Source organism: Micropruina glycogenica, from assembly GCF_900289045.1.
Lineage (GTDB): Bacteria > Actinomycetota > Actinomycetes > Propionibacteriales > Propionibacteriaceae > Micropruina > Micropruina glycogenica.
Genome location: NZ_LT985188.1, coordinates 1,901,915 through 1,924,227 on the forward strand (window position 1 = coordinate 1,901,915; position 22,313 = coordinate 1,924,227).

The 22,313-nt window shown below is 69.2% G+C and carries 21 protein-coding genes; 10 read left to right on the plus strand and 11 right to left on the minus strand.

Features of this window, described 5'->3' with window-relative positions:
• Positions 1-15: 15 nt before the first annotated feature.
• Positions 16-1,875 carry a Na+/H+ antiporter gene (locus MPLG2_RS08925; protein ID WP_105185824.1) on the plus strand — a complete coding sequence of 620 codons (1,860 nt, stop codon included), beginning with the start codon at positions 16-18 and terminating at the stop codon, positions 1,873-1,875.
• On the opposite strand, the gene MPLG2_RS08930 is transcribed toward MPLG2_RS08925, so the two are convergent.
• Positions 1,876-3,159 (minus strand): hypothetical protein, encoded by a 1,284-nt coding sequence (locus MPLG2_RS08930; protein ID WP_105185825.1) that lies wholly within the window; start codon positions 3,157-3,159, stop codon positions 1,876-1,878.
• 82 nt (positions 3,160-3,241) lie between these two features.
• On the opposite strand from MPLG2_RS08930, the gene MPLG2_RS08935 reads away from it, so the two are divergent.
• From MPLG2_RS08935 to MPLG2_RS08975, 9 genes are all read left to right on the plus strand, one after another.
• Complete coding sequence (locus MPLG2_RS08935) at positions 3,242-3,619, plus strand: YidH family protein (protein ID WP_105185826.1); 378 nt, start codon at positions 3,242-3,244, stop codon at positions 3,617-3,619.
• Positions 3,619-3,960: a DUF202 domain-containing protein gene (locus MPLG2_RS08940; RefSeq protein ID WP_105185827.1), complete on the plus strand. Its 342-nt coding sequence runs from the start codon at positions 3,619-3,621 to the stop codon at positions 3,958-3,960. The genes MPLG2_RS08935 and MPLG2_RS08940 overlap by 1 nt, the downstream gene beginning before the upstream one ends.
• Positions 3,961-4,006: 46 nt before the next feature.
• Positions 4,007-4,429, plus strand: a complete 423-nt coding sequence (locus tag MPLG2_RS08945; protein WP_105185828.1) for a hypothetical protein — start codon at positions 4,007-4,009, stop codon at positions 4,427-4,429.
• A complete protein-coding gene (locus MPLG2_RS08950; protein ID WP_105185829.1) occupies positions 4,426-4,731 on the plus strand; it encodes a winged helix-turn-helix domain-containing protein in 306 nt (101 codons plus the stop codon). Before MPLG2_RS08945 ends, MPLG2_RS08950 begins: the two co-directional genes overlap by 4 nt.
• 42 nt (positions 4,732-4,773) lie before the next feature.
• Positions 4,774-5,526 (plus strand): YhfC family glutamic-type intramembrane protease, encoded by a 753-nt coding sequence (locus MPLG2_RS08955; protein WP_105185830.1) that lies wholly within the window; start codon positions 4,774-4,776, stop codon positions 5,524-5,526.
• A gap of 134 nt (positions 5,527-5,660) precedes the next feature.
• Positions 5,661-5,933, plus strand: coding sequence for a hypothetical protein (locus tag MPLG2_RS19395; protein WP_231935934.1), 273 nt, complete (start codon positions 5,661-5,663; stop codon positions 5,931-5,933).
• 204 nt (positions 5,934-6,137) lie between these two features.
• Positions 6,138-7,409 (plus strand): APC family permease, encoded by a 1,272-nt coding sequence (locus MPLG2_RS08965; protein ID WP_231935936.1) that lies wholly within the window; start codon positions 6,138-6,140, stop codon positions 7,407-7,409.
• A 96-nt stretch (positions 7,410-7,505) separates the two neighbouring features.
• The gene (locus MPLG2_RS19005; RefSeq protein WP_269459186.1) at positions 7,506-7,700 is read left to right on the plus strand and encodes an AbrB/MazE/SpoVT family DNA-binding domain-containing protein; all 195 of its coding nucleotides are present in this window, start codon (positions 7,506-7,508) and stop codon (positions 7,698-7,700) included.
• Positions 7,690-10,509 (plus strand): PEP/pyruvate-binding domain-containing protein, encoded by a 2,820-nt coding sequence (locus MPLG2_RS08975; protein WP_105185834.1) that lies wholly within the window; start codon positions 7,690-7,692, stop codon positions 10,507-10,509. Before MPLG2_RS19005 ends, MPLG2_RS08975 begins: the two co-directional genes overlap by 11 nt.
• Here the strand turns inward: MPLG2_RS08975 and MPLG2_RS08980 are convergent.
• The 10 genes from MPLG2_RS08980 to dxr all read right to left on the minus strand — a co-directional run bounded on the left by MPLG2_RS08980 (position 10,485) and on the right by dxr (position 22,307).
• Positions 10,485-12,065, minus strand: a complete 1,581-nt coding sequence (locus MPLG2_RS08980; protein WP_158681014.1) for a DUF222 domain-containing protein — start codon at positions 12,063-12,065, stop codon at positions 10,485-10,487. The genes MPLG2_RS08975 and MPLG2_RS08980 overlap by 25 nt on opposite strands.
• 155 nt (positions 12,066-12,220) lie before the next feature.
• Positions 12,221-13,639: an aspartate aminotransferase family protein gene (locus MPLG2_RS08985; protein ID WP_105185836.1), complete on the minus strand. Its 1,419-nt coding sequence runs from the start codon at positions 13,637-13,639 to the stop codon at positions 12,221-12,223.
• A complete protein-coding gene (locus MPLG2_RS08990) occupies positions 13,636-14,121 on the minus strand; it encodes an Lrp/AsnC family transcriptional regulator (RefSeq protein ID WP_105185837.1) in 486 nt (161 codons plus the stop codon). Before MPLG2_RS08990 ends, MPLG2_RS08985 begins: the two co-directional genes overlap by 4 nt.
• Positions 14,122-14,252: 131 nt before the next feature.
• On the minus strand, positions 14,253-15,254 hold the full coding sequence (locus MPLG2_RS08995) for a Gfo/Idh/MocA family protein (protein WP_105185838.1): 1,002 nt from the start codon (positions 15,252-15,254) through the stop codon (positions 14,253-14,255).
• Positions 15,255-15,257: 3 nt separating this feature from the next.
• Positions 15,258-16,103, minus strand: a complete 846-nt coding sequence (locus MPLG2_RS09000) for a GNAT family N-acetyltransferase (RefSeq protein ID WP_105185839.1) — start codon at positions 16,101-16,103, stop codon at positions 15,258-15,260.
• 12 nt (positions 16,104-16,115) lie between these two features.
• Positions 16,116-17,267: a flavodoxin-dependent (E)-4-hydroxy-3-methylbut-2-enyl-diphosphate synthase gene (gene ispG, locus MPLG2_RS09005; RefSeq protein WP_105185840.1), complete on the minus strand. Its 1,152-nt coding sequence runs from the start codon at positions 17,265-17,267 to the stop codon at positions 16,116-16,118.
• Positions 17,268-17,377: 110 nt separating this feature from the next.
• Positions 17,378-18,595, minus strand: coding sequence for a pyridoxal phosphate-dependent aminotransferase (locus MPLG2_RS09010; RefSeq protein ID WP_105185841.1), 1,218 nt, complete (start codon positions 18,593-18,595; stop codon positions 17,378-17,380).
• 24 nt (positions 18,596-18,619) lie between these two features.
• Positions 18,620-19,861: a nucleotide disphospho-sugar-binding domain-containing protein gene (locus tag MPLG2_RS09015; RefSeq protein WP_105185842.1), complete on the minus strand. Its 1,242-nt coding sequence runs from the start codon at positions 19,859-19,861 to the stop codon at positions 18,620-18,622.
• The gene (locus MPLG2_RS09020; protein ID WP_105185843.1) at positions 19,861-21,150 is read right to left on the minus strand and encodes a M50 family metallopeptidase; all 1,290 of its coding nucleotides are present in this window, start codon (positions 21,148-21,150) and stop codon (positions 19,861-19,863) included. Before MPLG2_RS09020 ends, MPLG2_RS09015 begins: the two co-directional genes overlap by 1 nt.
• The gene (gene dxr / locus MPLG2_RS09025) at positions 21,147-22,307 is read right to left on the minus strand and encodes a 1-deoxy-D-xylulose-5-phosphate reductoisomerase (protein WP_105185844.1); all 1,161 of its coding nucleotides are present in this window, start codon (positions 22,305-22,307) and stop codon (positions 21,147-21,149) included. Before dxr ends, MPLG2_RS09020 begins: the two co-directional genes overlap by 4 nt.
• Positions 22,308-22,313: the final 6 nt, after the last annotated feature.

The following is a 22,313-nucleotide window of genomic DNA, read 5'->3' on the forward strand; positions in this document are numbered from 1 at the left end:
CCTCGGGAGGTCTTGATGGAAGTTCTGCTGCTCGTGGTGGGCTGCGTCAGCACCGTGCTGCTGGTCACGGCGCTGTGTCGCCGGCTGCCCATTCCGGCGCCCCTGCTGCTGCTTCTGGTCGGCGCGGTGGTGTCGTACGAGCCGTGGTTTCCGCTGCCCGAACTGACCGCCGAGATGGCGCTGTTCGGCTTTCTGCCACCGCTGCTGTACGCGGCGGCCGTGAACACCTCGCTGGTCGACTTCAGGGCGAACCTCAAGGCGATCGGGTGGTTGTCGATCGGGTTCGTGCTGTTCTGCGCCGTCGGTGTGGCGCTGGTGATCATGGGGCTGCTGCCGGTGCCGTTCGCCGCCGCGTTCGCCGTGGGGGCCATCGTGGCGCCGCCCGACGCCGTTGCCGCCGTCGCCGTGGCGCGCAGCGCGGGGTTGCCGCGACGCGTGGTGACGATTCTCGAAGGCGAGTCGCTGCTCAACGACGCCACCGCGCTGGTGTCGTTGCGCACCGCCGTGGCCGCCCTGGGTGCCGCGGTGACGTTCTGGGAGGTCGGGCAAGACTTCCTGTTGGCCGTGATCGTCGGGCCGTTGGCCGGTTTCGTGGTGGCCAAACTGTCGATCTGGCTGTTCCGGGTGATCACCGAGCCGGTGATGAGCACCACGCTGACGTTTCTGATTCCGTTCGCCGCCTACGCCCTGGCCGAGACCTTTCACGCCTCGGGCGTTCTGGCGGTGGTGGTGGCCGGCTTGATGGTGGGCCACGTCACCCCCACCATGCATTCGGCGACGGCCCGGGTATCGACCTGGTTGAACTGGACGACCATTCAGTACGTACTCGAGAACACGGTCTTTCTGCTGATCGGCCTACACACCCACGAGGTGCTCGCGGCAGCGTCGGAGTACCCGGTGTCGAACCTGACCATCGTGCTGGCGTCGCTGGCGGTACTGGTGAGCGTGATCGGGCTGCGCATCGTGTACGTGATGGTGGTGCGGCCGTTTCTCAGCCCTCGACTTCACCCCTTGTCGTGGCAGGAAGGGCTGATCATTTCGTGGGCCGGCATGCGCGGCGTCGTCACCCTGGCCGCTGCCCTGACGCTGCCCGCCGAGACCCCGCTGCGCCCCGTGCTGCTGCTGATCGCCCTGGTGACGGTGGCCGGCACCCTGCTGATTCACGGGCTCACCCTGCCGTGGCTGACCCGGCGGTTGGGCGTGCGCGGCCCCGACCCGCGCGAGGACGCCCTGCAAGAGGCGATGGTCACCCAGCGCTCGATCAACGCGGGCATGGACGCGTTGAAGAACGCCGCCGAACCCGGTGACCAAGAGCTGGTCAAGCGCCTGAAGGCCACCGCCAAACAGCGCATCGACCTGGCGTGGGAGCGGCTGGGGCAGGACGACCGCAACGAGACCCGCGGCAGGGCGTACCGGCGGCTGCGGCTGGCCGGCATCGCCGGCGAGCGCGAGAAGCTGCTCGAGATTCGCGACCGCGGCTTCGCCGATCACGAAGTGCTCAGTTCGCTGCTCAGTGAGCTCGACGTCGAAGAGGCGACCCTCGAGAACCGCGAGAACCGCGAGCGAGAGGTGCGCGAAGCCCCAGCCCGACCCGACGGCGACGCGCCCTGCGTCCACCTGGGCCAGGTGCCGGCCGAGGTCGACTTCGAGGCGCACGGCGAGTGCGAGGACTGCGTGCGGCTGGGGCTCGAACCGGTCGAGTTACGCATGTGCCTGGATTGCGGGCACATCGCGTGCTGCGATTCGTCGGTGGGCAAGCACGCCACCCAGCACTTCAGAACGACCGGTCACCCGGTGATGCGCTCGATCGAGCCCGGCGAGCACTGGCGCTGGTGCTACGTCGACCAGTTGCACGACGAGGGCCTCAGCGACTGATCAGTAGAACGTGACCGACACCTTCGACGACCCGATCAGGGCCGACACGCCCTGAAGCTTCACGTCCTTGAACCAGTAGCGGCCCGACACCCGGGCGTCGCGGGCGTAGAAGTGCACGGTGGCGGCCGACTTGGCCTCAGCCAGACCAGGCGCCACCAGCTTGAACTTCGCGCTGCTCCACTTGGCGCCGCTCTTCTTGGTCCACTTGATCGAACTGGTGATCAGTTTCACGCCCGATCGGCTGCGAACCCCGAAGCCGCAGCCCGACGGCCTGAGCGAGTGCGACTTCAGACACGCCTTCCATTTGGCGTTCGCCGCCTTGACGATGGCGCTCTTGCCGGCCGAACTCAGGCCGACCGTTCGCGAGTCGGGGGTGACGTCTTCGGTGTCGCTCACCGCCATGCTGACGGTGCCGATCGAGTAGTACTTGTTCACCGGCGTCACCGGGTACACGCCCGGAAACACCGACACCACGTCACCGGTGGGACGCACGCCCGCCAGCTTCAGCGGCACGTCGGCCATCGCTGCCAGTTCGACCTCGGCCGCCACCTGCGCCATGCGGTACTGGCCGCCCACGTTGGTGACCGCGAAGGTGGCCGTGACCGGTTTGCCGTTCAGGCTGTAGGTAGCCGTCACGCTGGTGGCCTGGCCGGCCACGTCGGGCACCGAGATGTCGGTGAGCTTGCCGGCGGTGGTCTTGGCGAGCACGGCGTCGGTGAGCAACGTGGTGTCGGTGGGCGCGGTCGCAGCCAGGCTCAACGCCGTGGCCGAATCGCCGCTGCCGAGCGCCCGCAGGTAGGCGCTGACCACGTCGGACGCCTTGGCGGTGGCCACGGTGGGGGTCGACAGTCCGCTGGTCGACACCGTCGGAGCGGGTGCGGGGTTCGGCCGGCCGAGCGCGTACACGGTGCCGCCGATCAGGGCCACGCCCACCACGCCGCCCACCACGCCGAGCACCGCCTTGTTCGACTTCTTGGGGGACTGATTCTGGCCCTGCGCCGGCGGGTAACCCCACGGCTGCTGCGGACCGCCCTGGCCATATTGGGGTTGCGCGGCGTAGTGCGGCTGAGTCGGGTACTGCTGCTGGCCGTATGGCGTCGGCTGACCAGGTGCACCGCTCCAGGCCGGTGGCGGCTGCTGGCCGGGATTCTGCTGACCCCAGCCGGCTTGCTGGCCGGCCGGCGGGTACTGCTGCCCACCGCTCTGCCACGACCCGCCCTGCGGGCCCTGTTGATTGCCGAAGCCCGGGCCGCCGTTGCCCGGAAATGATCCGTTGTTGCTCACTGGTGTTTCCTTTCCCCCGTGCCCGCGATTCTACGGGGTGCGCCGGTCAGCTCCAGCAGGGCCGGGCGCTACGATCGCCGCCATGAGCGACGAGGCGGGCCAGCGACGTTGGCCGGCGTGGGTGTACGGCGTGGGCGACGATCCGGACCCCCGGTTCAGCCTCGCCAATGAGCGCACCTTTCTTGCTTGGATCCGCACCGGCCTGGCCTTCGTCACCGCCGGGCTGGGCATCTCGGCGCTCGCCCACTTCGCCCCCGCCACCGGTGCCCGGTTCATCGCGGCCGCGGTGGTGCTGCTCTGTTGCGGCGTGCTGTGCGGGGTCACCGGCCTGACTCGTTGGGCTCGCAATGAACGGTCGATGCGGCTCGGGGTCGCCCTGGCCCGTCCGTCGGTGCTGCCGATGCTCACCGTCATTCTGCTGCTCATCGCCGGCCTGGCCGCGTTCGCGCTGTTGAGCTGATGACGTCCGACCAGCACCAACATGCGCCGTGGGACAGCGGGCTGCAGGCCGAGCGCACCTCGCTGTCGTGGCAGCGGGTGAATCTGGCCGGCCTGGCGTGCGGCCTGGTCAGCGCACGGTTGTTGATCGAGACGCACCCCCTGGCGGGCTATTCGCTCGCGGTGCTCACCGCCGTGGGCGCCTGCCTGCTCGCGTTTCTGCACGGTGGACGGCTGCAGCGCGCGACGGCCGCCCTGCGCGCCGGGGTTCCCCTGCCGGACGGCCGCATACATGTGCTGTTGGTCGTGCTGCTGATACTCGGCGCCGCCGGCGGACTCATCTCGGTGCTTGCGTACGCGTGACACGAAAGTACTTTCCAAAGTGGAAAGTAGTTGCTAAGTTGGCGTCATGGCTCAACTTGACCCCACGGAAGCCCTGGCGCAAGCGCAGCGGCTCGGCGCCCGCACCCAGCGCTCGGCACGCTGGCTGGCCAGGTACTACGTCATCTTCGGCATCGCCTCGATGTTGATCGCGCTGGGCTTCGGTCTGCTGCGTGGCCGCACCTGGGCGCTCGTGCTCTCCGGTGTCTGGCTGGTTCTGGTGCTCGGCATCTCGCTGTACAGCAGCCGTCAGCAGACCATGGTGCGTGGCGGCGGACGCATTCACGCCGGTGTGATGGCCGCCTGGACCGTCATTTGGGTGATCACCGTCACGGTCGGCGCCAGCAACGACCTGCCCTGGCCGTGGTGGCTGGCAGGAGGCGTCGGCATGTTGGCTTCGCCCCTGGTCGGCGCCTGGGTCGTGCTGCGCCGCACAGAGGCTGCGCAATGAGCATCGACGAGAACTTCCACTCCCCCGTGCGGTTCGCGATCATGGCCAGCCTGGTGAGCGTCGACAAGGCCGAGTTCGCATTCGTGCGCGACGCCATCGAGGTGTCTGACTCGGTGTTGTCGAAGCAGGCCACCGCACTCGAAGCCGTCGGCTATCTGCAGATCATCAAGGGCCATGTGGGGCGCCGTCCTCGCACGTGGTTCGCTCTCACCCCGCAGGGTCGCGCAGCCTTTGCGGCACACCTGGAAGCCCTGCGGTCACTCGCCGAAGCGGCCGCCCACTACGCCGCCGGCCCGTCATAACCCACCCCCACCCCTACCCACCCTGCACACCAAGGAGTCGTCATGTTGCTGAACCCTGCCCAAATGCTGGCCATCGCCGTTGAGTTGCTGTTGATGATCGTGCTGCCGATCGTGCTGCTCACCCTCTGGTGCCGGCGCACCCGTGTGCCGTGGACGGCGCCGCTGATCGCCGCCGGGTGCTACCTGCTGAACCTGGCGGTCAACGTGCCGCTCACCGTGATGGTGTACCCCTCGCTGAACCTGCCGCCGGTGTTGCTGCTGGCCCTGACCGCCCTGACCTACGGGGTGTGCGAAGAGCTCGCCCGCTGGCTGTCGTTTCGGCTCGGGTCGCTACGCCGGCACCGCGACGGCGACGGTGCGATCTCAGCCGGCCTCGGCCACGGGGGCGCCGAGTCGGTGCTGTTCGGCCTGTCGTACGCGGCCGGCACGGTGGCTGCCCTGTTCGCCCCGGACGCCCTGCCGCAGGCCACTCGCGACGCCCTGGCCGGCGCCAGTCCCTGGGTGTTCGTCGGCACCGGTCTCGACCGCCTGCCCGCCCTGGCCGGGCACCTGGTGTTCGCGCTACTGATCGTGCTGGCCTACCGGCGCGGGGTGAAGTTCCTGCTCATCGCCATCGCCGCGCACGCCGCCCTGGACTTCTCGATGTTCATGCTGCGCGACCACGCTGCCCTGCCGGTGTTCATCGCGGCGTGGGCTGCGGCGGGCCTGCTGTGCCTGGTGCTCGCCCGGCGGCTGTACGGCTCGCTGCGCAGGCCCGCGCCCGAACCCGCTCCGGCTACGCCTGTCGCTGCGTGAGACGCACCACGTCACACAACGAAAGGCACTCTCATGGCACGCAAGGTCATCGCCCACCTGTTCAGCAGCGTCAACGGGGTGACGAATCGCCCAACGAGTGGCAGTTCGACGCGGTCGGCCCCGAAGAGGGCGAGATGCTCGGCACCACGATCGCCACCGTCACCGACGCGGTGATGGGGCGCACCCTGTGGCAGGAATGGTCGGGTTTCTGGCCCAGCATGAACGACGGGTTCGCCGACTTCATCAACGCCGTACCCAAGCACGTGGCCACCTCGACGTTGACGAGTGACCTGCCGTGGAACAGCACCGCCATCGACGGCGACCCGGTGGCTCACGTGCGAGCGCTGGCCAACACCGGCGCCGAGGGCGATGCGCAGGTCGGCGGCAAGCTCGCGGCTGGTCGGTAGGCGCTCGCCGGGCACCAGCCGTCCGGTTCTGATCGCGTCGAGCAGTTGCCGATACAGCGCGCCCGTCCGCGTGCCTCTGGTGCCCGGCGACAACCGCAACTGCATCGCCCCATCATACGGATTGGATCACTCAGAATGGGGCTGATTGGCACTTTCAACCGATCCAGCCTGCGGCCAGATCGAGGCATGGCACAGGATTGCGCAGTGACTTCTGCAGAGGCGGCCGAGCGTGGCGCGGGTGGCGGGCTGACCATCGGCCAGGGCGCGGCGCTCACCATCGGCGCCGTGCTGGGCACCGGTGTGATCACGCTGCCCGCCCTGGCCGCCGACCGGGCCGGACCGGCCAGCCTGCTGGCCTGGCAGGCCCTGGTGCTGTTGTCGGTGCCGCTGGCCGTCACCTTCGCCGCACTTGGCGCCCGCTACCCCGACTCGGGGGGCGTGTCGACCTACGCCCGCCGGGCGTTCGGCCCGCGGGTGGCCGCCATGGTCGGCTGGTGCTTCTATGCGGCGGTGCCGATCGGAGCACCGGCCGCCTCGATGATGGCGGGCCAGTACGTGGCCGACGTGATCGGTGGCGGCCGCGTGACGGTGCTGGTCACGTCGGCGCTGCTGATCGTGGTGGTGTGTGCCATGAACTACGCCGGGTTGCGGCTCTCTGGCCGCGTGCAACTCGTGCTGGCGGCTGTGCTGGCCGCGTTGATGGTCGTCACCGTGGTGATCGCCCTGCCGCACGCCCGGTTCGACGCGGTGGGCCCGCTGCTGCCCCACGGTTGGGGCGGCGTGGTGTCGGCCGCGGGTGTGTTGGTGTGGGCGTTCGCGGGCTGGGAGGCCGTGTCGTCGCTGGCCGCCGAGTATCGCGACCCGGCCCGCGGGGTGCCCCGCGCCACCGCGATCGCGCTGGTCACCGTCTCGGTGCTCTACCTGGCGCTGGCGGCCACCACGATCGTGGTGCTGGGAGCGGCGGCGGGCGACAGCGACGCACCGCTGTCTGACCTGCTGGCGATCGGAATCGGGCCGGCGGCCCGTCCGGTGACCGCCGTGGTGGCGGTGCTGCTCACCCTGGGCGCGATGAACGCCTACTTCGCCGGCGCGGCCAAACTGGGCTCGGCGCTGGGTCGCGACCGGGCCATGCCGGTGTGGCTGGCGCGGGGCAGCAGCGCCGGCGAGGTGCCGCGCCGAAGCCTGCTGGTGGTGGGTGCGTTGGCACTGGTATCGCTCGGTGCGACCGCGGTGCTGCACCTGGAGCTGACCACGATCATGCTGCTCACCACCGGCTCGTTCACCCTGGTGTACCTGCTCGGTTCGGCGGCCGCGATCAAGCTGTTGCCCCCCGGGTCGTGGTCGCGGCGGGGTGCGGTCGTCGCGTTGCTGTCGGCACTGCTGCTGGCGGTGAGCACGGGCGCGTCCACGTTGTGGGCGCTGGGGGTGTGTGCGGCGGCGGCAACCTACGTGGCCGTGCGTGACCGCAGGGCTTGATTCTCGCTGTCGCTGGGTAGGGTCTCGGCGACAGAAGGCCGCCCCCTCGAAGCCGACCTTGCCCCTCATGACTCGAACAAGCGGTTCTACGGCGCCATCACCGTCAGTGATCGCGGCCAGATCGTGATCCCGGCGCAGGCCCGGCGTGATTTCGGGATCGAGGTGGGTGACAGGTTGTTGGTCTTCGGCGATCTGCTCCACGGCCTCGCTCTGGCCCGTGCCGACGATGTGATCGCGCGACACCCAGGTGTGGGTGCGATCTTCGCCGGCGGGCCGACCGATGCTGACTGAACGCCGGGCGAGGCGGCCGGTCTCCCTGTCCGCGAGCCTCGGGTCGGTCGTCTTCGGGGTCTGCGGGGTGTGGTCGGCCGGCTTTCAGCTGTGGGGCATCCTGGTCGCCCCTCTCGCGGGCATGGTCGGCTGGTTCGTCGGCTGGTTCGTGGGCCGTACGCTGTGCGGCCGGCTATCGCGGTTGGGCTACGCCCCGGCGGGCCGACCGGTGTACAGGTTCGGGACTGTGCCCGAGACCGAGAACTCCGTTGGCGGGAAGGCACGGTCGCTTTCCACTCTTGTCCGGGCCGGCCAGCCGGTGCCGGTCGGGCTGGTCGTGCTACCGCGCGGCTTCAGCGACACCGGCCTGACAGCCGCGGCCCGCCTCGCCCTGGACGCCGAACTCGGCCGGCTCGAGCCCGGTGCCCGGATGGCCGTCCGGTCCTCGGCGACCGCGGAGGATTCCGCCGCCGCGTCGTTCGCCGGTGCCTACGAGACGGTGCTCGACGTCGCCGCCGACGAGGTCGTCGGCGCGATCGGACGCGTGCGTGGGTCCGCCGACGGCGTCCGGGTCGCGGCCTACGCCCAGGCCACCGGCATCCAGGCGGGGGAGGTGGCGGTCATCGTCCAGGAGATGGTCAAGGCGGAGTACGCGGGCGTCCTGTTCACCGTCGATCCGCTCACCGGCGACCTGGGCAGGATGGTCGGCACTGTCGTCGCCGGGCTCGGCGAGGCCGTGGTGTCAGGTGAGCAGACCGGGGAGCAGTTCACCCTCTCCCGCCCAACCGGGGAGTACGCGGGGCCGGGGTCGCTCCGCGAGTACGCCAAGACGCTGCACGCCGAGGCGCACCGGATCGAGGGCACTTTCGGTGGTGTTCCCCAGGACATCGAATGGGCCGTCGCCGAAGGGAAGGTCTGGATTCTGCAGGCACGCCCGATCACCACAATGAACCCGTGGGACGCGCAGACGGCCCAACCCAACGACACCCTCAGCGGAGCCTGCCTGTGGTCGGCGACGAACCTCAGCGAGGCGAATCCCGAGGCCCAGACCCCGCTCACCATTTCCCTGGCTCGCTACCAGCAGGCCAACGGCGGTCCCTCGATGGCGCTGCGGGGCCGGGAGATGGCCGGCTACATCGGCGGCCGGCCGTACGCCAACCTCACCGTCCAGATCACTTCCAGGCGGGGCAAGGCCGCCAAGGTCGAGCCTCGCGACGCCTACCGCAAGCTCGCCGGTTGGTGGGGAGACCTCCCACCCGAAATCCAGATCCCGCTACTGCCCATGACCGCCGAGGACTGGACCGAGGTCGGCATTCCACTACTCGGCACCCTGGCCCGGATGGGCTGGACGCGGCTGCGGCTGCCCGCCTTCCTGCGGACCCATCGAGCGGCCTGCGGTGAACTCACTCGACGGATCAACGCCTGCTCTCGCCCATACGACCTGCGGAAGCTGTGGAGCGAGGAGTTGCAGCGGTTCGGGATCGACTCGTTCTGGGCGGTGGTCGCGTCCGGGTCGACGTACCCCGCCACCCTGGAGTTGCGGCTGCGGGAGCAGTACGGCGAGGAGACCGCCGCCGCGTTGGTGTCGAACCTCTCCGGCCTCGTGGACGGGTTGGAGAGCCTCGGTCCGGCCGTGGGGCTGCGCGAGGTCGAAGCGGGGCGGATGGGACGCGACGAGTACCTCGCCCGGTTCGGCCACCGTGGCGTCAACGAGACCGAACTGGCCTGGCCGCGACCGTCCGAGGATCCGGAATGGCTGGGGCGTTCGCTGGCCGAATTGGACGATGTGACTACTGTCGCCGACCTCAGGCGCCGCCAACAGGAGGCGTACGACGCGGCGCTCGCCCGGGTCGCGGCCGCCGACCCGCGCGCAGCCAAACGGCTGGCCGGCCAACTGTGTCGTGCTGCCCGGCATGCCGCGCTGCGGGAGGCGGTCCGCTCAAAAGGAGTCCGGACCATCGGCGTCACCCGCCGCTTCGCACTCAGGGCGGGCGAGTTGCTGGGGATCGGTGGGGACGTGTTCATGCTCACCGTGGAGGAACTCCTGGCCGCGCTGACCGGCGGCACCGCGGCATACCAATACATCCCGACCCGCCGCGACGCTTACCGCGGCTACCGCGAACTGCCGGTACTGCCGGGGGTGATCGTCGGACGATTCGACCCGTTCGCCTGGGCTGCCGACCCCCTCCGGGATCCCGCCCTCTTCGTCGCCGGGGGCGGCGCCGCGGCCCCGCCGGCGCCGGACGACTCCGTCGTCGTAGGGCACGCCGGCGCTGCCGGGCGGGTAGAAGGTACCGTCCGCCGACTCGACCGATACGCCGAAGCCGGCGAGCTCCAGCCCGGTGAGATCCTGGTGACCCAGCTGACGAACATCGGCTGGACACCGCTGTTCCCCCGTGCCGCCGCGATCGTGACCGACCTCGGAGCACCCCTCAGCCACGCCGCGATCGTCGCGCGCGAACTCGGCATCCCCGCCGTGGTCGGATGCGGCGACGCGACCGTCCGGCTCCACACCGGCGACCGCGTGGCGGTCGACGGAGCCGCTGGGCGGGTCAGCGTACTAGCGCGACGCGACGACCACACCGTGACGGCCGAGGGGTCGGCTTCTTACAGCGGGACAGCACAGGGTCAGGCGTCGGACACAGTTGCAGGCACAGGACCTACGTCCGACAGTCGTGGAGGCCAGCTCTCGTTGGGGCACAGGCTGCACCAGACAACCCGCCACATCCGACTCTGCCGTAAGCCGGACGGACGCGTTGGTTCCGATTCACACGGTGATCCGTCCTCGCATGGACGAACGTCGGTTCAGGCGTCCGACGCTTGGTTCTGATCGGGCTCTTCAGACTGATCGCCATGGTGATGGTCGTGCTTCCAGAGGGCGTTGCGAAACGCTCGGCCGAGCAAGCCGTCGTCATCGATGCGGGTGGTGCCGTGCGGGCCGACGCGATACTCGAAGCCTGCGGGTGATTTCCACCAGAAGACGCCTGCCCGGGGTTGATCCAGGCGCCAGTGCCCGTGCGTCTTGCCGCGGTGCGCCTTGGTCGACAACGGGCCCAGGTTGGCGGCCCGGGTCTGACCGGCTACCCCCTTGCGGTAGGGCTTGGTGTGGTCGAGTTGTTGGTTGCGGGCCAGGCGACTGCTGAACGGAAAGATCTCAACCCGATCGCGCAGCAGAACCTGCTCACGAATGCGCCGCGGAATCTCGTAGGCGTCGACCGCGACGTTCTCGAACGGACGCAGCACAGGGGTCACGCGAATGCGCGTATTGCCGACCAGCAGGGCGAGCATGGCGGCCGACACCGGGCCGACGTTCTCGACCCGCACCGGGCCACGTCCGGTCATCAGAGTGGACTCCGCCACATGCACGTACACCGTTGACTTCGGCAACAACTTGGGACTGGTCCAGCGAATCTTCGGAATGGCCGCCTGTGCGGCGAGCCACACCTGATCGACCGGGTCGACGGGCGGCAGATCGTCGACGGCCGGGTCGGCCTGAACCGAATTGGCTGAACGTTCGGCACTGACGCCCAACGCAAAGAGCGTGTCTTGTTGGCGCGGTGGCCTGCGACGACCGGCGGCGTCGAACAACTCCCCCGCACGCGACCGCAACGCCTGTGCGGCTACGTGGTCGGTTTCAGCCGCCTCGGCCAGCAGCAGCGTGGCGCGGGCCGGGGTGGCGAGAATGCCGAGTGACTTGGCACGGCGAACGTCTTTGCTGTCGGTGTCGCCCTGGCCGGCGAGAATGTCGGCGATGCGATCAAGCATGCCGTCGAAGTAGATGGCGTCGGCGGTGTCGACCCGCCCCGACAGGTATGCGACGGAAGGATCGTCGGTTTCGAGCTTGCGCACGTAGCGCTGCTCGCGGGCGGCCCGGGCGCGGTCGACGAGCTGGTCGGGCACCAGTTCGGCGAGCAGCCCGTTGCACACACCCAGCAGTCGGCGCCAGGGCAATTGGGCCGCCTGTGCGGCCAACTCGTCGTCGAGGCGGTTGAGTTGGTCGCCGGTCAGCGTGAAGCGTGCGATGTGGGTGGCGAGCTGGCAGGCTCGAAACACGGGCAGGTCGCCGGCGCGCATTCTGGCCCACAACCGGGGGTGCCGGTAGCGCAGGTTCACGATGTCGCGAATCAGCCAGGTCGCCGACCCGACCGAGATGCCCTTCAGGGCGGCGATCTCGAGAGCGATGAACTCGCTGAGTAGCGGGGTGCCGTCGGCCCCGATGCGGGCCGGACGCTGCCCCACCACCTCGATCTCGGCGTCGACGGGCCACTCGTTCTCGGCGGCGAAGTCGGCGATGGCCACCGCTTCAGCGACCTCGGCCTCGACCCGTGCAGCGACCGCCGACCGCAGCCGGTCGGCCGCAGTCACCCCCGCCGCGCTAGTGTTCATGTGTTCTATTTTACTACTCAGATTGCCCACCACAAGGCTGATCGAGCAATTTGTGGATAACTAAATCATCCGACTCTGAGCTGTGCATAACTCTTGCCTTGGGGAGCGAACAGTTTCCCGGTCTCGACAAGCTCGACCAACGACGGTCTCGAACGTCAGAGCATGCCCTGCGCCTGCGTCAGCACCGACCGCAGCCTCGAGGTGATATCGGCGAACTCCGCCGGGCCTATGGTCAGCGGCGGCGACAGTTGCACCACCGGGTCGCCACGGTCGTCCGCGCGGCAGTACAACCCAGCGTCGAACAACGCCTTGCTCAAGAAGCCGCGCAGCAACCGCTCCGACTCCGCCTCGTTGAACGTCTCGCGGGTGGTCTTGTCTTTGACCAACTCGATGCCGTAGAAGTAGCCCGCCCCTCGCACGTCGCCCACGATCGGCAGGTCGAGCAGTGTTTCGAGCGACGCCCGGAAAGCCGGCGCGTTGGCGTGCACGTGGTCGTTCAAGCCCTCGCGCTCGAAGATGTCGAGGTTGGCCATCGCCACCGCCGCCGACACCGGGTGCCCGCCGAAGGTGTAGCCGTGCGGAAAGAACGTGGTGCCGTGCTTGAACGGCTCGAACAACCGGTCGGACGCGATCATCGCCCCGATTGGGCTGTACCCCGACGTCATGCCCTTGGCGCAGGTGATGATGTCGGGCTGGTAGCCGAAGTCGTCGCAGGCGAACATCGAGCCGATGCGTCCGAACGCGCAGATCACCTCGTCGCTGACCAGCAGCACGTCGTATTCGTCGCAGATCTCGCGCACCCGCTGGAAGTAGCCCTTGGGCGGCGGAAAGCAGCCGCCCGAGTTCTGCACCGGTTCGAGAAACACCGCCGCCACCGTTTCAGGCCCCTCGAACTCGATCGCCTCGGCGATGCGGTCGGCGGCCCACAGGCCGAACGCCTCTTCGTCGTCGCGCAGGTGCTCGGGCGCGCGGTACTGGTTGGTGTTCGGCACCTTGAACGCGCCTGGCACCAGCGGCTCGAACGGCGCCCGTGCGCCGGGAATGCCGGTGATCGACAGGGCGCCCTGCGGGGTGCCGTGGTAGGCGATCGAGCGGCTGATCACCTTGTGCTTACCCGGACGGCCGGTGAGCCGGTAGTATTGCTTGGCCAGCTTCCAGGCGGTCTCGACGGCTTCGCCGCCGCCGGTGGTGAAGAACACCCGGTTGAGGTCGCCCGGCGCATACGCGGCCAACCGGTCGGCCAGCTCGATCGCGCGCGGGTGCGCGTAGCTCCAGAGCGGAAAGAACGCCAGCTCGCGGGCCTGCCGGGCGGCCGCCTCGGCGAGCTCGTCACGTCCGTGGCCCACCTGCACCACGAACAGTCCGGCCAGGCCGTCGATGTACTCGCGACCGTGGTCGTCGTAGATCAGGTGACCCTTGCCGCGCACGATGATCGGCACGTCCGCCCCTAGGCCGCCGGCCTGCACGGGCTCGAAGGTCGACTGCCGGGTGAAGTGCATCCACAGGTGGTCGCGCGCGGCCTCGGGGTAGGTCAGGCCGCTGCGCAGCGTGGTGGGTGCGGTGTCGATGCTCATCTGGTTCCCCAGTCGTAGTGCTGTTTGTTGAGTCTCAGGTAGACGAACGCCTCGACCGCCCAGACCCCCGCCAGCGCGCGAATGCGATCGTTGAGCAGCGTGAAGAGCTGATCGTCGTTTTCGCAGACCAGCTCGACGAGCACATCGAAAGCGCCGGCGGTGGTGACCACGTACGAGGCCTCGGGCAGTTCGGTGATCGCTGCGGCGAGGGCGGCCAAATCACCGGACGCCTTGATGCCCACCATCGCCTGGCGCCGGAACCCCACCTGCATCGGGTCCGTGACGGCGACGATCTGAATCACACCGGCCTCGCGCAGTCGCTGCACGCGCTGCCGGACGGCGGCCTCGCTCAGGCCGACCTCTTTCGCCATGGTGGCGTAGCTCTGCCGGCCGTCGGCCTGCAGCAACTCGATGAGGCGCCGCGACACCGCGTCCAATCCCGACGGCGAGTGTCGAGCGCCGTCGTCACTGAGGTTCGTCATGCATCGATCCTTACTCGCGGCCAGCGCAGAAACAAGCGCAGTACTGCTGAATCAGCCGTCACTACAGCGTATAGGCGCTTTTTCCGAAGGTGTGGCGCTACCAAGGTGCTGAATCAGTAGATGATGCTGAGTCAGCACTCCGGGCGGACGAGGTCTTGTGGCAGCACCGCGCCGACCTGGCGGCGCAACTCATCCAGCACCTGCATCACGGCGATGGAGTCATCGAGGGTCATGCGGGGGCTCTCCGTCAGCCCCTGCGCCACGCAGCGCTCGACCTCACGCGCCTCGAAGTGCAAGCCCTGCGAGGTGCGCTGCGGCTCGAACGTCTCGAGCAGTTCGTGGCCACTGGAGTAGCGGCGCACTCGCGTCCAGTTGTAGAACGAGCCGTCGAGAACCAGGTAGCCGTCGGTGCCCGTCACCACGCCGCCGTTGGGGGCCGAGCAGCGCAGCGAGCATCGCCCGTGGCAATGGGCGCCGCCGGCGTGGGTCAGAATCATCGACACCTCGGCGTCGACGCCGCTATCGGTGAGCGTGCCGCGCGCCACCACGTCGGACGGCGGCCCGAGCAGGTCGAGCGCGAACGAGACGTTGTACACCCCAAGGTCGAGCAACGCACCCCCGGCCAGGGCCGGGTCGTTCAGCCGTGGCACATGGGTCAGCCTCTGGCTGTGGTCGGTGATCACCGCGCGCACGTCGCCCAGTGACCCGTCGGCGATGCGCTCGCGCACGAAGTCGGTGGACGGCAGAAACCGCGTCCACATCGCCTCCATCGCGAACACGCCTGCAGCCCGGGCGGCTTCGGCCACCCGCCGGGCCTCGGCAGCGGTGACCGTGAACGCCTTCTCGACCAGCACCGGCTTGCCGGCCTCGATGGCCAGCAGCGCGTGTTCGGCGTGGAGGTTGTGCGTGGTGTTGACGTAGACCACGTCGACCGTGGGGTCGTTCACCAAAGCGTCGTACCCCTCGTGTGCCGTCGCGATGCCGTACCGGTCGGCGAACTCGCGCGCCCGGCCACCGTCGCGGGCGCCTACCGCCTGCAGCGTGAAACCCTCGGTGCGCAGGTTGTCGGCGAAGCTGCCGGCCATTGCGCCGGCGCCGAGCAGGCCCCAGCGCAGCGCGTGCTCGTTGCCCATGGGTCAGTACAACACGGTGGCGAACTCGCCCGCCACGGTGAACCCGCAGCGCAGATAGGTGCGCACGGCGCGGGTGTTGAAGTCGTTGACGTAGAGCGACACCACCTCGTGGGTGTCGAGGATCTGCCGGGTGGCCTCGGCCATGGCCGGAGCCGCCAGCGCCCGCCCTCGCAGGTGCGGGGCCAGCCACACCCCCTGCACCTGGGCGATGCCGTCGCAGCTGATGCCGACGTCGGCCTTGAACACCACCTGGCCCTCGGTGACGATGCCGTAGGCACGGTTCGACCGCACGGTGGTTTCGCAGTGGGCGCGGTAGCCGGCCCGTCCACCACCACCCAGGGGGTCGACGCCCACCTCTTCGGTGTACATGGCGACCGCAGCGGCGAAGTACGAGTCGAACTCGGCCATGGTGATCTGTCGCACCGGGGCGGGCGGCAGATCGGACAGCACCGACCGGGCCGCCATCAACGGTTGCCGCGGCCGCACCTCACGCTGCCCGGCGTAGCTGCGGCTACGCCGGCAGAGGTGACGGTGCAGCGCCAGCGTCACGCCCGACTCGCCCACCACCGCCTGGCACAGCCGGTTGGGGCCGATGGCGTCGGCGAAGGCGGCGATGGCGGCGTCGCGGTCGCGCTCGTCGCAGGTCGCGAACACTGGCGCCAGGTTCGAACCGGCGTGCAGCAGGTGCCGCGGTTCGGCGGCCGGCCAGCCGTACAGGGTGGCCGGCGAACCGGGCCAGAGCAGTCCGGCATCGATGCGTGAACTGACGAAGACGTTGGCCACCGGATTGGCGGCCAGCAGGGTGCGCACCAACGGCGCGTCGCGCGTGCCGAGTGCCCGCGCGCGCATGGACGGTACTGCTCAGCTCACCGAGACCAACGGAGCACCCTCGGGCGACCCTTCGGGGGCCTCCTCGGCGATGCGGTTGGCCTCGGCGATCAACGTTTCGACGATCTGGTCTTCGGGCACGGTCTTGATCACCTTGCCCTTGACGAAGATCTGGCCCTTGCCGTTGCCGGACGCCACCCCCAGGTCGGCCTCGCGGGCCTCACCGGGACCGTTGACGACGCAGCCCATCACCGCCACGCGCAGCGGCACCTTGAGGCCCTCCAAACCCTTGGTGACGTTCTCGGCGAGGGTGTAGACGTCGACCTGGGCGCGTCCGCACGAGGGGCACGACACGATTTCGAGCTGGCGGGGCCGCAGGTTCAGCGATTCGAGAATCTTGATGCCGACCTTGACCTCTTTGGCCGGCGGGGCCGACAGCGACACCCGAATGGTGTCACCGATGCCCTTGCTGAGCAGCGCGCCGAACGCGACGGCCGACTTGATCGTGCCCTGAAAGCTGGGCCCGGCCTCGGTGACCCCGAGGTGCAGGGGGTAGTCGCAGGCGTCCGAGAGCAGTTCGTAGGCGCGCACCATGACCACCGGGTCGTGGTGCTTGACCGAGATCTTGAAGTCGCGAAAGCCGTGCTCTTCGAACAGGGACGCCTCCCACAGCGCCGATTCGACCAGCGCCTCGGGGGTGGGGGCGCCGTACTTGTCCATGATGCGCTTGTCGAGCGAGCCGGCGTTGACGCCGATGCGAATCGACACCCCGGCGTCGGTGGCCGCCTGGGCGATGCCCTTCACCTGGTCGTCGAACTGGCGAATGTTGCCCGGGTTCACCCGCACCGCGGCGCAGCCGGCGTCGATCGCGGCGTAGACGTACTTGGGCTGGAAGTGAATGTCGGCGATGACCGGAATCTGGCTCTTCTTGGCGATGATGTGCAGCACGTCGGCGTCGTCCTGACTGGGTACGGCGACGCGCACGATGTCGCAGCCGGTGGCGGTCAGTTCGGCGATCTGCTGCAGGGTGCCGTTGATGTCGGTGGTCTTGGTGGTGGTCATCGACTGCACCGAAATGGGCGCGTCGCCACCCACCAGCACCTTGCCCACCTTGATCTGCCGGGTCGGACGGCGCGGCGCCAGCACGGGCGGCGGGGCGGCGGGCATGCCGAGGTTGACGGTCATGGACTCCTCGTTCGTCAACGGGTCAGCGGTACGGACGACCGCCGTCAGACAGACTACTCGTGCAGGTCGAGTCGCAGTGTTTGGCCACCCCACGCCGGGCAACCTCCGGCTCAGGCGCGCAGGGACGCCAAGTACTCGCCGATGCGTACGATGGCCTCGGTGAGCACCGCCTCGTCGGGCAGGGTGACCAGCCGAAAGTGGTCGGGTTCGGGCCAGTTGAAACCGCGGCCGTGGGTGACCAGCAGCTTCTTGCTGCGCAGCAGGTCGATCACGAACGCCTGGTCGTCGTCGATCGGGTACACGGACGGGTCGAGCTTGGGGAAGCAGTACAGGGCCCCCTCGGGCTCGACGCAGCTCACGCCGGGAATCTCGTTGAGCAGTCGCCACGCGAGCTTCGACTGCTCGTAGAAGCGTCCGCCGGGCACGATCAGCTCGTTCACCGACTGGTAGCCGCCCAGCGCGGTCTGAATGGCGTGCTGGGCGGGCACGTTCGAACACATGCGCATGTTGGCCAGCAGGGTGAGGCCTTCGAGAAAGTCGCCGGCCAGGTGGCGCGGGCCCGAGATCATCACCCAACCGGCCCGGTAGCCGCACACCCGGTAGGCCTTCGACAGGCCCGAGAAGGTGAGGCACAGCACGTCCTCGCCGGCGAAGGTGGCCGCGTGGTGGTGCACCGCGTCGTCGAAGATGATCTTCTCGTAGATCTCGTCGGCCATCACCACCAGGTCGTGGCGGCGGGCCATGTCGACCAGGCCCTTGACGGTCTCTTCGCTGTACACCGCGCCGGTGGGGTTGTTGGGGTTGATGATCACCAGCGCGTGGGTCTTGTCGGTGATCTTGGCCTCGATCTCGGCGAGGTCGGGGTTCCAGCCGTTGCTCTCGTCGCAGAGGTAGTGCACAGGGGTGCCGCCGCACAGCGTGACCGCGCCCGTCCAGAGCGGGTAGTCGGGCGCGGGCACCAGAATCTCGTTGCCGTCGTCGATGAAGGTCTGCAGCACCAGCATGATGAGCTCAGACACGCCGTTGCCGATGAACACGTCGTCGACAGTCGTCTGGGTGAGCCCCTTGGCCTGGTAGTACTGCGCCACCGCGGTACGCGCGGAGTAGATGCCGCGTGAGTCCGAGTAGCCCTGCGAGTGGGGCAGGTGGTGGCTGATGTCGGCCACGATCGCCTCGGGGGCTTCGAACCCGAACGGCGCTGTGTTGCCGATGTTGAGCTTGAGAATCTTGTGGCCCTCGGCTTCGAGCCGCTGCGCTTCGACCAGAATCGGACCCCGCACGTCGTAGCGGACGTGCTGCAACTTCTTCGACTGGACGATGCGGCGCATGGGCCTCAGTCTGTCACCGGCCGATCAGGGTGCGCACATCGTGCGGTTAAGCTCGGCCAGCGTGGCGGCCGTGCCGTCGGCGGTGCGGGCCTGCTCGCCGACCCGCTGCGCCCGCTCGTCGTGATCGCCGCTGGTGAGCGCGGTGAGCAGCCCCGCCAGCCGCACCTGCGACAGCTTGGGCAGCCGGACGGGTGCGGGGCCGACCCCCAGCACGTGCAGGCGGTGGGCGTGGTAGTACTGGTCGAACACTGCGGGCACCGCCACCGACGGCACGCCTGCGCGCAGGGCGGCGGCCGTGGTGCCCGCTCCCCCGTGATGAATCACACCGGCCAGCCGCGGGAACAGCGCGTCGTGCGGTGCAGGGCGGATCGTGCAGACCAGGTCGTCGATCACGCCCGGCTGGGTGCCGGGCACGGCGGGGGTGAGCACCCTGCGCCCGGCCTGGCGGGCGGCGTCAACGATCAGCTGCAGCCACCGTTGCCCGCCGGCGTCGTTGAGGCTGCCCAATCCGACGTAGACGGGGCGGGGCCCGGCTGCGAGAAAGGCCGCGAGCGGGTCGGGTGGCGTCCATGAGCCATCAAGCGCCGGACGAATCGCCGCCGTCTGCACCACACCGCCCGGCCAGTCGCGGGCGGTGGGCACCAACACCCGATCGACCGCCAGCCAGAGCGCGTCCTCGGCCTGCTGCGCGCTTGTGGGCAGCCCGTGCCGGGCGCGAAACACCGCCGACGTCGCCTGCGACAGCCCCGACACCTGCCGCCAGTACCAATCGGTGAAGGCCCGGTCAGCCCGCGGACGACCCCAGAACCGACGTCCTTCGAGATGGCTCTCGCGCTCGGCGGTGGGCAGCACCGCGGTGTGCAACACCGTCGCCACACGCACCCCGCGCTGCTGCGCCAGAGCCAACGCGGCGTCGCGCGAGGCGACCCCGGTGACGACCGATGAACCCGGCGGCACCTCGTCGAGCGCGTCGGCCAGTGGTTGGGCCAACCCGGCCAGCCAACGACGCAACAGCAGCGGTTGCGCCAGCGGCGTGCGAAAGGCGAGCTGCCCCAGCCAACCGCGGCTCATCCGCTCCATGTGGTGCAGGGCCGAACCGATACCCCGAAACCCGGCACCGTGGCCGCGCACCAGGTCGGCGTACTCGTCGATGGCCACCACCGTTGCGGCACGGCCGCCGGCCGCGACCGCGCCGGCCAGAATCGCCAACGGCTCGACGTCACCGCGCGAGCCGACCGCCACGAAGGTGACCGGGCCGCCCAGCATCAGAACAACTGCATCGGGCTGACGATGTCGGCCACGATCAACGCCCCGCCGCTGATGATCAAGAAGCCCATCACCGCATACGCCACCGGCAACAGCTTCGCGGTGTCGAAATGACCGGGGTCGGGCCGGTGGAACAGCTTCGCCCAGCCGCGGCGGGCCGACTCCCACAACGCGCCGGCGATGTGGCCGCCGTCCAGCGGGGGCAGCGGCACGAAGTTGAACAGGGCCAGAAACAGGTTCACCGCCGCGAGCAGCGAGCCGAACAGCACCAGCTTGTCGGTCACGGTGATCGCGTCGCTGGCCACCACCTCACCCGCCGCGCGGCTGGCACCGACGATGCTGAGCGGGCCGTAGATGTCGCGCGGCTTGCCCTGCACCAGGTCGGCGACCACGTTGTACACCTTCACCGGAAACTGCGTGATGGCCACCAGGCTCTGCACGCTCATCGTGTACATCTGCTGCACGGTCTCGACCGGCCCGCCCTTCACCAGCACCGAGGTGGGGGTGATGCCGAACCAGCCGGCGGCGATGCGCTTGCTGGGGTCGAGCTGGTCGGGCACGCCGCTGATCACGGTGTTGACGGGCGTGAGCGCGACCCGCTGCCCGCCCCGCTCGACCACGACGCGCGCCTCGCCGGTGAGGTTGGCCCTGATCAGGCCCTGCAACTGGGCGTAGTCGGTGATCGCGGTGCCGTTGAACTCGACGATGGTGTCGCCGGGCTGAATGCCCGACGCGGCGGCCGGGGTGTCGGGGGTGACGCACGGGGTGTCGGCGGGCTGGTTCTCGCGCACGATGCACTGCTGAACCGCAGCGACCGTGGGCTGGGCCTGCCACTGGCCGTGCAGGCCGAGAATCGCCCAGAAGATCACGAACGCAATCAGCACGTTCATCATGGGCCCGCCGGCCATCACGATGAGCTTCTGCCAGGTCTTCTTCTGGTAGAACAGCCGCTCGTTGGCCACATCGTCGGGGGTGATCGTCTCCCACTCATAGGCCCGCGCTCCCTCGGCAAACTGAGCCAGCCGGCCCGGCGGCTTGCGGCTCGCCCTGGCCGGCGGGTACATGCCGAGCAGCCGGACGAACCCGCCCAGCGGAATCCACTTGATGCCGTACTCGGTCTCGCCACGGGTGGTCGACCAGATGGTGGGGCCGAAGCCGACGAAGTACTGCGGCACCCGCACGCCGAACCGCTTGGCCGGCACCATGTGCCCGATCTCGTGCAGCGCGATCGACAGCAGAATGAAGCCGAAGAACACGATCGCGAAGATCACGGTGACAAGGGCGTTCATGATGCACCTGCAATCAGTTGGGCGGCACGTTTGCGCGCCCACGCGTCGGCCGAGAGCACCCCGTCGACGCTCAACTCGGCGTCGTTGGCGGTGCCGGCCAGATGCTCGTCCACCACCGCTGTGACGGTGTCGACGATGCCCAGAAAGCTCAGCTCACCGGCGCAGAACGCCTCGACGCACACCTCGTTGGCCGCGTTGTACACCGCGGGGGCGGTGCCGCCGGCCAGGCCGCAGCGACGGGCCAGCTCGACCGACGGAAACGCGTCCGAATCGAGCGGCTCGAAGCGCCAGTCGATGGGCCTGCTCCAGTCGAAGGCGCGGCAGGCGCCCGGCAGCCGGTCGGGCCAGTTCAGGGCCAGCGCGATCGGCAGCTTCATGTCGGGCGGCGAACATTGCGCGATGGTCGAGCCGTCGCAGAACTCGACCATCGAGTGCACGTCCGAACTGGGGTGCACGACCACCTCGATGGCGTCGAGGTCGACCCCGTACAGCAACGCCGCCTCGAGCAGTTCGAGGCCCTTGTTGATCAGGGTGGCCGAGTTGATGGTGATGATGCGGCCCATGGTCCAGGTGGGGTGCGCCAGTGCCTGCTCGGGGGTGACGTCGGTGAGTTCGGCGCGGCTGCGGCCGCGGAACGGCCCCCCGGACGCGGTGAGCACCAGCTTGCGCACCTCGTCGGAGCGTCCGGCGCGCAGGGCCTGGGCGAACGCGGAGTGTTCGGAGTCGACGGCGATGATCTGGCCCGGCGCGGCGGCCGCGGTGACCAGTTCACCGCCGATCACCAGCGACTCCTTGTTGGCCAGGGCCAGCGCGTTGCCGGCGGCCAGGGCCGCCAGGGTGGGCTCGAGCCCGGCGGCGCCGGTGATGGCGTTCATCACCACGTCGCAGGGCAGGGCGGCCAGCCGCTGGGAGGCGTCCGGCCCCGCCCAGACGGCGGTCTGCGCGGGCAACCGATCCGCCAGCGCGGCGGCGGCCTCGGCCGACGGCACCGCCACCACGTCGGGCGTGCAGGCGTGCGCCTGGTCGACCAACAGGTCGAGGTTGCCGCCGCCCGCCGACAGCCCGACCACCCGAAAGCGGTCGGGGTGGGCGTCGATCACTTCGAGGGTCTGGGTACCGATCGAGCCGGTTGATCCGAGCAGAACGACATCGCGCACCGGCCA

Bases quoted from the DNA above. Each gene is read 5' to 3' on its own strand.
- MPLG2_RS08925 (WP_105185824.1), top strand. From the start codon at position 16: ATGGAAGTTCTGCTGCTCGTGGTGGGCTGCGTCAGCACCGTGCTGCTG.
- MPLG2_RS08935 (WP_105185826.1), top strand. From the start codon at position 3,242: ATGAGCGACGAGGCGGGCCAGCGACGTTGGCCGGCGTGGGTGTACGGC.
- MPLG2_RS08940 (WP_105185827.1), top strand. From the start codon at position 3,619: ATGACGTCCGACCAGCACCAACATGCGCCGTGGGACAGCGGGCTGCAG.
- MPLG2_RS08945 (WP_105185828.1), top strand. From the start codon at position 4,007: ATGGCTCAACTTGACCCCACGGAAGCCCTGGCGCAAGCGCAGCGGCTC.
- MPLG2_RS08950 (WP_105185829.1), top strand. From the start codon at position 4,426: ATGAGCATCGACGAGAACTTCCACTCCCCCGTGCGGTTCGCGATCATG.
- MPLG2_RS08955 (WP_105185830.1), top strand. From the start codon at position 4,774: ATGTTGCTGAACCCTGCCCAAATGCTGGCCATCGCCGTTGAGTTGCTG.
- MPLG2_RS19395 (WP_231935934.1), top strand. From the start codon at position 5,661: ATGCTCGGCACCACGATCGCCACCGTCACCGACGCGGTGATGGGGCGC.
- MPLG2_RS08975 (WP_105185834.1), top strand. From the start codon at position 7,690: ATGCTGACTGAACGCCGGGCGAGGCGGCCGGTCTCCCTGTCCGCGAGC.
- MPLG2_RS08980 (WP_158681014.1), bottom strand. From the start codon at position 12,065: ATGAACACTAGCGCGGCGGGGGTGACTGCGGCCGACCGGCTGCGGTCG.
- MPLG2_RS08985 (WP_105185836.1), bottom strand. From the start codon at position 13,639: ATGAGCATCGACACCGCACCCACCACGCTGCGCAGCGGCCTGACCTAC.
- MPLG2_RS08990 (WP_105185837.1), bottom strand. From the start codon at position 14,121: ATGACGAACCTCAGTGACGACGGCGCTCGACACTCGCCGTCGGGATTG.
- MPLG2_RS08995 (WP_105185838.1), bottom strand. From the start codon at position 15,254: ATGGGCAACGAGCACGCGCTGCGCTGGGGCCTGCTCGGCGCCGGCGCA.
- MPLG2_RS09000 (WP_105185839.1), bottom strand. From the start codon at position 16,103: ATGCGCGCGCGGGCACTCGGCACGCGCGACGCGCCGTTGGTGCGCACC.
- ispG (WP_105185840.1), bottom strand. From the start codon at position 17,267: ATGACCGTCAACCTCGGCATGCCCGCCGCCCCGCCGCCCGTGCTGGCG.
- MPLG2_RS09010 (WP_105185841.1), bottom strand. From the start codon at position 18,595: ATGCGCCGCATCGTCCAGTCGAAGAAGTTGCAGCACGTCCGCTACGAC.
- MPLG2_RS09015 (WP_105185842.1), bottom strand. From the start codon at position 19,861: ATGCTGGGCGGCCCGGTCACCTTCGTGGCGGTCGGCTCGCGCGGTGAC.
- MPLG2_RS09020 (WP_105185843.1), bottom strand. From the start codon at position 21,150: ATGAACGCCCTTGTCACCGTGATCTTCGCGATCGTGTTCTTCGGCTTC.